General features: G+C 59.2%; 6 protein-coding genes. All 6 read left to right on the forward strand.

Features of this window, described 5'->3' with window-relative positions:
* Window position 1: 1 nt before the first annotated feature.
* The 6 genes from HY2_RS09835 to HY2_RS09860 all read left to right on the forward strand — a co-directional run bounded on the left by HY2_RS09835 (window position 2) and on the right by HY2_RS09860 (window position 9,634).
* Window positions 2-2,740 (forward strand): valine--tRNA ligase, encoded by a 2,739-nt coding sequence (locus HY2_RS09835; protein WP_034827160.1) that lies wholly within the window; start codon window positions 2-4, stop codon window positions 2,738-2,740.
* 43 nt (window positions 2,741-2,783) lie between these two features.
* A complete protein-coding gene (locus tag HY2_RS09840) occupies window positions 2,784-3,773 on the forward strand; it encodes an isoaspartyl peptidase/L-asparaginase family protein (RefSeq protein ID WP_034827162.1) in 990 nt (329 codons plus the stop codon).
* Between the two features lie 38 nt (window positions 3,774-3,811).
* Window positions 3,812-4,837 (forward strand): DUF3137 domain-containing protein, encoded by a 1,026-nt coding sequence (locus tag HY2_RS09845; RefSeq protein WP_051594897.1) that lies wholly within the window; start codon window positions 3,812-3,814, stop codon window positions 4,835-4,837.
* Between the two features lie 108 nt (window positions 4,838-4,945).
* Window positions 4,946-5,311 carry a hypothetical protein gene (locus HY2_RS09850; protein ID WP_146617193.1) on the forward strand — a complete coding sequence of 122 codons (366 nt, stop codon included), beginning with the start codon at window positions 4,946-4,948 and terminating at the stop codon, window positions 5,309-5,311.
* A gap of 235 nt (window positions 5,312-5,546) precedes the next feature.
* Window positions 5,547-6,974, forward strand: a complete 1,428-nt coding sequence (locus HY2_RS09855) for a sugar porter family MFS transporter (RefSeq protein WP_051594898.1) — start codon at window positions 5,547-5,549, stop codon at window positions 6,972-6,974.
* A gap of 71 nt (window positions 6,975-7,045) precedes the next feature.
* A complete protein-coding gene (locus HY2_RS09860; protein ID WP_233346225.1) occupies window positions 7,046-9,634 on the forward strand; it encodes a glycoside hydrolase family 3 protein in 2,589 nt (862 codons plus the stop codon).
* Window positions 9,635-9,685 lie beyond the last annotated feature (51 nt).

The raw sequence follows: 9,685 nt of genomic DNA on the forward strand, positions 1-9,685 counted from the left end.
GATGCTCGACCAAAGATTTGATCCCGCCGAAGCCGAACCGCGCCTGTACAAGGCCTGGGAAGAGTCCGGATGCTTCAAGCCATCCGGCGACACCTCTGCGCAGGCCTATTCCATCGTCATCCCGCCACCAAACGTGACCGGCGTGCTGCATATGGGCCACGCGCTGAACAATACGCTGCAGGATCTGCTGATCCGGTTTGAGCGGATGCGCGGCAAGAATGTGCTCTGGCAGCCTGGAACGGACCATGCCGGCATTGCGACGCAAATGGTCGTCGAGCGCAAGCTGGCCGAAGAAGGCAATCAGGACCGCCGCTCCATGGGCCGCGACGCCTTTGTGGACCGCGTCTGGGCATGGCGTGAGGAATCCGGCGGCGCGATTGTCGGCCAGCTGAAGCGCCTTGGCGCGTCTTGCGACTGGTCGCGCGAAGCCTTCACGATGGGCGACCGGAACGACCCCGACAACAACATGATGCGTGCCGTAACCAAGGTGTTTGTCGAGCTCTACAAGAAGGGCCTGATCTATCGCGACAAGCGCCTCGTGAACTGGGATCCGCACTTCCAGACGGCGATTTCAGACCTCGAAGTCGACCAGCGCGAAGTGCCGGGCCATTACTGGCATCTGCGCTATCCGCTGGCCGATGGCGTTACCTATGAGCATCCGATCAAGGATGAAGAGGGCAATGTCACGGGCACCGAGACGCGCGATTATATCGTGGTCGCAACTTCCCGCCCGGAAACCATGCTGGGCGATACCGGCGTGGCCGTACACCCGGAAGACCCGCGCTATGCTGGCCTGATCGGCAAGTTCGTTGAGCTGCCCATTGTTGGCCGCCGCGTGCCGATCATTGCCGATGACTATGCGGACCCGGAAAAGGGCTCCGGCGCTGTGAAAATTACCCCGGCGCACGACTTCAACGACTTTGAAGTCGGCAAGCGCGCGGGCCATACGCCGCTGAACATTCTGAACTCTGTTGCCGCCATTGTGGACGGGGCCGAGGCGGATGCGGCTGGAATCCCGGCAGACTATCGTGGCCTCGACCGGTTCAAGGCGCGCAAGAAGGTGGTCGAAGCCTTTGAGGCGGCTGAATTGCTGCAGGAAATCGAAGACCTGAAGATTGAGCAGCCCTTTGGCGATCGCTCCAACGTGGTCATCGAGCCGTGGATGACGGATCAATGGTATGTCGACGCCAAGACGATGGCGCAGCCGGCCATTGAAGCGGTGAAAACCGGCAAGACCCGGTTCGTGCCCGAGAACTGGGAAAAGACCTATTACAACTGGATGGACAACATCCAGCCCTGGTGCGTCTCCCGCCAGCTCTGGTGGGGGCATCGGATCCCGGCTTGGTATGACGAAGATGGCAATGTCTATGTTGCGTACTCTGAGGAAGAGGCGGAGGCCGAGGCGGGCAAGGGCAAGAAACTGGTTCAGGACGAAGACGTTCTCGACACCTGGTTCTCTTCCGCGCTGTGGCCGTTCACGACCATGGGCTGGCCGGACAAGACGCCGGAACTGGAAACCTTCTATCCGACGGCGACGCTGATCACCGCGTTCGACATCATCTTCTTCTGGGTTGCCCGGATGATGATGATGGGTATCGAATTCATGGGTGAAGTTCCGTTCCCGGACGTCTACATCCACGCGCTCGTGCTGGACGAGAAGGGCCAGAAGATGTCCAAGTCCAAGGGCAATGCCATGGACCCGCTGGAACTGGTGGATGAATACGGCGCTGACGCGCTGCGCTTTACCATGACGGCGATGGCTGCGCAGGGGCGCAACATCCGCTTGTCGAAACAGCGCGTGGAAGGTTATCGCAACTTCGCCACCAAGCTGTGGAACGCGGCCCGCTTTGCCGAGATGAATGAATGCGGCGCACCGGGCGAGATGGATTATGCCGCGGTGAAAAGCCCGGTGAACCGCTGGATCCTCAGCGAGTTGTCCCAATGCGCGGCAGATGTGACGCGCGGCCTGGAAGACTATCGCTTCAACGAGGCTTCGGACGCGCTCTACAAATTCATCTGGAACACGCTTTGTGACTGGTATCTTGAGCTCATCAAGCCGCTGCTGGCCGGCATGGACGATACCGACAAGCAGGAAACCCGCGCTGTCTGTGGCTATGTGCTGGATGAGACGCTGAAGCTGTTGCATCCCTTCATGCCATTTGTGACGGAAGAGCTGTGGGAGCGCCGCTCTCCGGGCCGAGCCGCGAGCAAGGGCTTCCTGATGAGTCAGAGCTGGCCGGCCGGTGAGCCGTTCACGGATGAAGCTGCAACGGCCGAGATCGACTGGGTGATCGACATGATCACCGAGATCCGCTCCCTGCGGAATGATCTGGGCGTGCCGGCAGGCTCCCGCGTGCCTTTGACGCTGGTCAATGCAGGCTCCGAGATAGAGCAAAGGGCCATGCGCCATGAAGATGTCCTGAAGCGCCTGGCGCGTCTGGAAGACATCTCCATGACGGAAACTTCTCCGGAAGGCGCAGTCTCGGTTGTCGTTGGTGAGACCGTGTCCGCTCTCTCGATTGCTGACTTTGTAGACATCGAAGAAGTCCGCAAGCGCCTCGACAAGGAACTCGGCCAGCTCGACAAGGACATCACGTCCACCGAGAAGAAGCTCTCCAATGAGAATTTCGTCTCCCGGGCGCCGGAAGAGATCGTTGAAGAGAACCGCGAGCGTGTCCGTGATTGGACGGCGCGCCGGGAAAAACTGCAAGCGGCCCGCAAGGGGCTTGAAGGTCTCTGATCAATGGGGGCATCCTGTCGTCAAATGAACAGGAGCCTCCCATATGATCCTTCGTATTTTCGCAATCGCTGCGGCGGCTGCGCTAAGTGCCTGTGCCACAACCCCGAAGCCGGAGGTGGACGTGCCTGAGTGGCGGCTGGTGATCCATGGCGGGGCTGGCGTCATCACGCGTGACGGCATGACGCCGGAAACGGAAGCGGCCTATACTTCCGCCCTGCAAACCGCGCTGGAAGCCGGGGCAGATGTGCTGCGCAATGGCGGTAGTGCGCTGGATGCGGTCGAGGCGGCGGTCATCCCGATGGAAAATGATCCGCTGTTCAATGCGGGCTATGGCGCAGTATTCACGGCGGCAGGGGTGCATGAGCTGGATGCCTCAATCATGGATGGTCGCGACAGAAATGCCGGCGCTGTCACCGGCGTGACCCGCGTAAAGAACCCGATCAAGGCGGCGCGCGCTGTTATGGACAAATCGGAGCATGTCATGTTCGCCGGGGAGGGCGCAGACCGCTTTGCCGAGTCACAGCAGCTGGAAATTGTCGACAATTCCTATTTCGACACCGATCGTCGCCGCCAGTCGCTTGAGCGCGTACTGGAAGAGCAGGTCCGCCAGGCTGCAGATCGCCATGGCACGGTCGGCGCTGTCGCCATCGATTCCGAGGGTAATCTTGCCGCGGCGACCACGACCGGCGGCATGACCGCGAAGGCCATGGGCCGTGTCGGCGATTCGCCCCTGATCGGCGCGGCGACCTATGCCGAGAATGGCGTCTGCGCTGTCTCTGCCACCGGGCATGGCGAATACTTCATCCGCGTCGGCGTGGCGAAGACAATCTGCGACCGGGTCAAACTGGCTGGCGACAGCATTGATGAGGCGGCGCGTGTCGCGCTCGGCGAGGTGGCTGCACTGGGCGGCGATGGCGGCGTGATTGTGATAGATGGAGACGGACATTATGCCTTCGAATTCAATTCCGAAGGCATGTATCGCGGCATGATTGACGCGACCGGTAGCCAAATCGCCATTTATGGTGACGAATAAAGCCCTTTGCGGGCTGAAACGGATCGGGGAAACTCTGCATGACGGATAAGCAAACAGATATGGGGGCAGGCGGGCTGGACCCGGATGTGGTCAATGGCCTGAAAGACCTGCCCGAGGAGTTCCGGGACTTTCCGCGCATCTATCAGGAGGAGATCCGCCCCGCCCTGCTGGCGCGTGAGGGAGACCGTCAGGACGCGGTCTCAAAGGCCCGCAAGGCGCGTTATGTCGGCATTGCTGTAGCTGTCTTGGGCGTCGTGATCGGGCTGGCCGTTATTCGCCAGCCTTTTGTGGCATTCATCTCTGTTATCGTCGGTGTGGGCTATCTCTATTGGGGCGGGCGGGATGTCCGGAAAGTGGGGCGTGAGGCCAAGGATCTGATCGTTTTGCCGGTGGCGCAGCATCTTGGGCTCAACTTCATCGCCGTCCCGGGCGCAGTCGATACGATCTACAAGCACCATGATGTCGGCATCGTGCCCAGCTGGGACAGGGCCAGCTATGAGGATCATCTGACCGGCCAACGTCATGGCGTCGATTTCGAACTCTTCGAAGCGCATCTGGAAGAGCGCCGCACAAGCACCGATTCCAAAGGCCGCACCAAAACGACCTGGGTCACTGTCTTTCAGGGGCAGTGTCTAAGGTTTGATTTCCCGAAAAAATTCTATGGACGTACGCTGGTGACGCGCGATGCTGGTATCTTCAATCGATTCGGCGGCGGCAACGGGTTGCGGCGTGCGAGTCTAGAAGACCCAAGATTCGAAAAGATTTTTGAAGTCTACACCACAGACCAGGTCGAGAGCCGATTCCTGCTGACGCCGGACCTGATGCAGAAACTCGTCGATCTGGAAGAGGCCTTCCATGGTGGGCGTTTGAAGTGCGCGTTCAATGAAGGCCAGATGTATATTACGCTGGAAGGGGGCAACCTGTTTGAGCCCGGCAGCATGTTCAAACCCTTCGACAGTGTGGATCGCGTCAAAGAGCTGCTGAATGATTTTGCTGCCATGTTCCAGATCATCGACGCCGTGCTTGCCAGTCGCCGGCGCGAAGCGCAGGAACGCGGCGACTAAGGGGCAAATGAGGCAGTGTGTGGGCAGGCTTGTTCAGCTTTGCTTCAGTGGAAATATGCAAGGAAAACCAGTAACTTGCAGAAAGGCCCTCCCATGATCAGGACTTGCGTGACCGCTATGATTATTGCTCTGGCCGCCCAAGGCGCCATGGCGGATGCCATGACGGCAGCGGACATCAAACGCTGCAAGGCGATGCAGGCAACGCTCGCCCCGAAGACGGCCGAGATCGAGGAGATGAAGGCCAAACGGGATGAATTGGCGGTCACGGTAGAGGCGCGCGGTGAAGCCTGGGAAGATGCTGAAACGTTGCGCCTGGCATCGGCTAAACATGCCGCCAAGGCAGATGAGGCCAAGCAAGCCTACGAGGCCGGGAAGAAGAAACTGATGCAGTCCGAACAGGCCCTGCAGGCCACGGTGCGACAGTTCAACCAGGACATCGCGGCCTACAACCAGACCTGCTCAACTGAAGAATAAGCGCCTGAGAAGAATTTTCCTCTGGACTGCCCGGCCCGTTGCCGGGCAGTTTATGTTTGCGCTAGCATAAGCTTCGTTTGGTTGAGGGTGCACTCAGGAAATAGCAAGAATGTCAACGTTGACAGACGGTTTCTCATGATGTCCTAGTTCTTAAATCCAAAATGGGGCATAGCATCGATTATAACGACACGTGGCAGGAACTGACCTGTCACTGCAAACATGGGAGGGCGCGCGCATGAGCGACGCATCACTGAATCCAAAGGTGGAATCCGGGGAGGGCAGCTTTGCGCAGGTCCTTCTCATTACCGCCGTCGCGACCATTGGCGGTTTTCTGTTCGGCTTCGACTCGGGCGTGATCAACGGTACGGTTGAAGGCCTGAAGTCCGCCTTCCAGTCTCAGGATATCGGCACAGGCTTCAACGTTGCATCCATGCTGCTGGGCTGCGCTGTCGGAGCAGCGCTTGCGGGCAGCCTGTCTGACGCCTTCGGTCGCCGCACAATGATGATCGCCGCTGCGATCTGTTTTATCATCTCTGCCTGGGGCTCTGGCGTGTCAGGCTCCTCGGCGGAATTTGTCGTCTATCGCGTGATTGGCGGCCTTGCTGTCGGTGCCGCGAGCGTCATGTCGCCGGCCTATATTTCAGAGGTGGCCCCCGCCAAGTATCGGGGTCGGCTTTCCTCTATCCAGCAGGTCGCCATCATTTCCGGTCTCTTCATTGCGTTCCTGTCGAACTATCTGATCGCGCAGGCAACCGGCGGATCCGCCCTCAATGAATGGCTGCTTGGCTATGAGGGCTGGCGGTGGATGTTCTGGGTAGAGCTTCTGCCGGCAATCTTCTTCCTGGTCGCGTTGCTGTTCATTCCGGAAAGCCCGCGCTTTCTGGTGGCGCAGGGCTCATCCGAGCGTGCCCGGTCTGTGCTGACACGTCTCGCCGGAGCGCGTGCTGCAAAACGCAAGGTGGATGAGATTGAGGAATCCCTCGCCAACGACCACAAGCCGTCCATTCGTGATGCACTTGGCAAGTTCGGCTTCCGCCCGATTGTCTGGGTCGGTATCGGCTTGGCCGTGTTCCAGCAACTCGTTGGTATCAACGTGGTGTTCTATTATGGCGCCGTGCTGTGGCAGGCGGTTGGCTTCTCGGAAGGCGACGCGCTTCTGATCAATGTGATCTCGGGTGCGGTATCGATCATTGCCGTGATCATTGCCTTGTTGCTGATTGACAGGATTGGTCGCAAGCCGCTGCTATGGGTTGGCTCTGTCGGCATGACAGTGACGCTGGCCACTGTGACATTCTGCTTCTCGCAGGCTGTACGCGTGGACGGTGTGGTTAGCCTGCCGGGCAGCTACGGCCTGATCGCGCTTCTGGCGGCAAATGCGTATGTGATGTTCTTCAACGCATCCTGGGGCCCGGTCATGTGGGTTGCGCTGGGCGAGATGTTCCCGAACCAGGTGCGCGGAGCAGGTCTGGCCGTATCCGGATTTGCGCAGTGGATTGCCAATTTCGCGATCACGATGACCTTCCCGATCATGCTGGCGACAGCAGGCGTGGGGCTGACGGGAGCCTATGGCTTCTACGCGATCTGCGCTCTGATCTCTGTCTTCTTCGTCGTCTGGGCGGTGAAGGAAACCAAAGGTCTCGAACTCGAAGACATGCAGGGCTAAGCCCGCAATTCTCAAGCCTCTGCCGGAAGACCGGCGGGGGCTTTTTACATAAAATTCCGTGGGAGGAAGTTATGTCTATCAAGACCCGAAAATCATCCATATTGAAGCTTATGGGCGGCGCGGCATGCCTTGCATTGTTGAGCGCCTGCGCGACCACATCCGAGCCTGCAGAGGTTGAGGTTACCGAGACCATCGTTGAAACGGTTAAGCCTGCGCCTGCACCGCTCATGACGGAGAAGGACGTCACCGTCACGCCCAGCCTGTGGCCGGACATTACGGTGCCCGCGCTCGACCCCGCCATTGAGGCGCGCATTGATGACATCATGTCGAAGATGACGCTGGAGCAGAAAGTCGGGCAGGTGGTGCAGGGTGACACCGATTCCCTGACGCCCGAAGATGTGAAGAAGTATCGTCTCGGTTCCGTGTTGAGCGGCGGCAGCTCTGCGCCGGGCGACGAGCCCTTCGCCAGCAAGGAAGCCTGGCTGGAGGCGGCGGATGCCTACTGGAATGCATCTATTGATCCTGAAGGCGTCGAGATTGCCATCCCGATCATCTGGGGCATTGATGCCGTGCACGGGCACGCAAACCTGTACGGGGCGACGGTGTTCCCTCACAATATCGGTCTTGGCGCCGCCAATGATCCGGACCTGATCGAGGATATTGCCCGCATCACGGCGCAGGAACTGATCGTTTCCGGTCATGACTGGACATTCGCCCCCACCATCGCCACGCCGCAGGATGATCGCTGGGGCCGCACCTATGAGGGGTATTCCGAGCGTCCGGAAATCGTCGCCGCCTATGCCGAACGCATTGTACATGGCCTGCAGGGCGTTCCGGGACAGGACGACTTCCTGGGCAATGGTCGCGTTATCTCAAGTGCGAAGCACTATGTTGCTGATGGCGGCACCAAGGCTGGCCACGATCAGGGCGACGCCCAGATCAGCGAGCAGGAACTGATCGACATTCACGCGCAAGGCTATTTCACCGCGCTTGAAGCCGGTGTGCAGACCGTGATGTCATCCTTCTCCAGCTGGAACGGCGTGAAGATGCATGGCAGCCATGCCATGCTGACCGAGATCCTGAAAGACCGTCTCGGCTTCACCGGCTTTGTCGTCGGGGACTGGAACGGTCATGGCCAGGTGCCGGGTTGTACGAACACGGATTGCCCCCAATCCATGAATGCCGGGCTCGACATGTACATGGCGCCGGACAGCTGGAAAGGTATTTACGAATCCACGCTGATGCACGTTCAGAATGGCGATATTCCGATGGAGCGTCTGGATGATGCCGTGCGCCGCATTCTGCGCGTGAAGCTGGCCTATGGCATCTTCGACAAGGCCGCCCCGAGCGAGCGCCCTGGCGCAAATGAAGCGAGTCTGCTGGCCTCTGACGAAGCGCGGGCGCTGGCCCGCCGTGCTGTGCGCGAGTCTCTCGTACTCCTGAAGAATGATGACAATGTACTGCCACTCAGCAGAGACAAGACTGTGCTCGTCATAGGGGATGGCGCGGAAAGCATTTCCAAGGCGGCTGGAGGCTGGACGCTCTCTTGGCAGGGCGGCGGCTATGACAACAGCTACTTCCCGAATGGCGAGTCGATCCTTGAGGGCATCGAAGAGGCGCTTCTGCCTGGCGGTGGAAAGCTGATCTTTGATCCGGAAGGCAATTCTGACGCCAAGGCGGATGTCGTCATCGCGGTCTATGGTGAAAACCCCTATGCCGAGGGCGTGGGAGACGTGAACAATCTGGACTTTCGCCCGAATGGTTTTGATACGGAACACCTGAAAACCTACAAGGACAAAGGCATTCCGGTGGTTTCCGTGTTCCTGTCTGGCCGCCCGCTTTGGGTAAACCCGGAACTAAACAATTCCGATGCCTTCGTTGCGGCTTGGTGGCCAGGCACGGAAGGTGGCGGCGTTGCTGATGTGCTGTTCCAGACAGAGCCTGAGTATGATTTTACCGGCCGCCTGTCTTTCTCATGGCCTGCCAAGGCTAAGGGCTACCAGCCAAATCCGGGTGAGGCGGGGTATGATCCGCTGTTCGCTTACGGCTATGGTCTTAGCTATGGCGATGACGAGCCGAATCTCGGTCTTGTCTCTGAAGAGTCTGGACTGACAGCGGAAGACCTGAAGGATGGCGACCCGCGCGAGATCTTCTCTTCCGGCAAGACGCGTGGCAGCTGGAGCGGCATGCTGGTCGATGCAAACGAATATGTTCCGCTTCAGCAAGGCGCAGCGAAAGTGGGAAGTTTTGAAGTCGGCCGTGCCGATTATAAGATTCAGGAAGACGCGCTTGTCCTGAATTGGGGTGAGGGCAGCCAGGGCCGACTAGGCTTCGTTTCGATGGGCCTGCCAATCAATATCAGTGGTTCAGCCGATGTCGACATGGATCTCGTCTTTGCGGCGAAACAACCAGACAGTGGCAGCCATAACCTGACGGTGAGCGGCAATTGTCAGCAAGACGGCGAATGCGCTGGCAGCCAAAGCGTGACGGTGAGCGGAGGTGAATGGGCAGAGTACCGTGTCCCCGGTGCCTGTATCGGTTTGTCCGACTTGTCCATGGTGATGGTGCCAGCTGCGTTTAGTTCTGAAACGGCGGGCCGTGTGGCTATCGCGGATGTTCACTTTGCTCCCGCAAGCGGCGATGCGGAGTGTGCTGAGTAAGTTGACCTAAAGCAGCTATACTATCGGGCGCGCATCATTTGGTGCGCGCCC

It is taken from the genome of Hyphomonas pacifica (assembly GCF_000682675.1).
In the GTDB taxonomy this organism is placed as follows: domain Bacteria; phylum Pseudomonadota; class Alphaproteobacteria; order Caulobacterales; family Hyphomonadaceae; genus Hyphomonas; species Hyphomonas pacifica.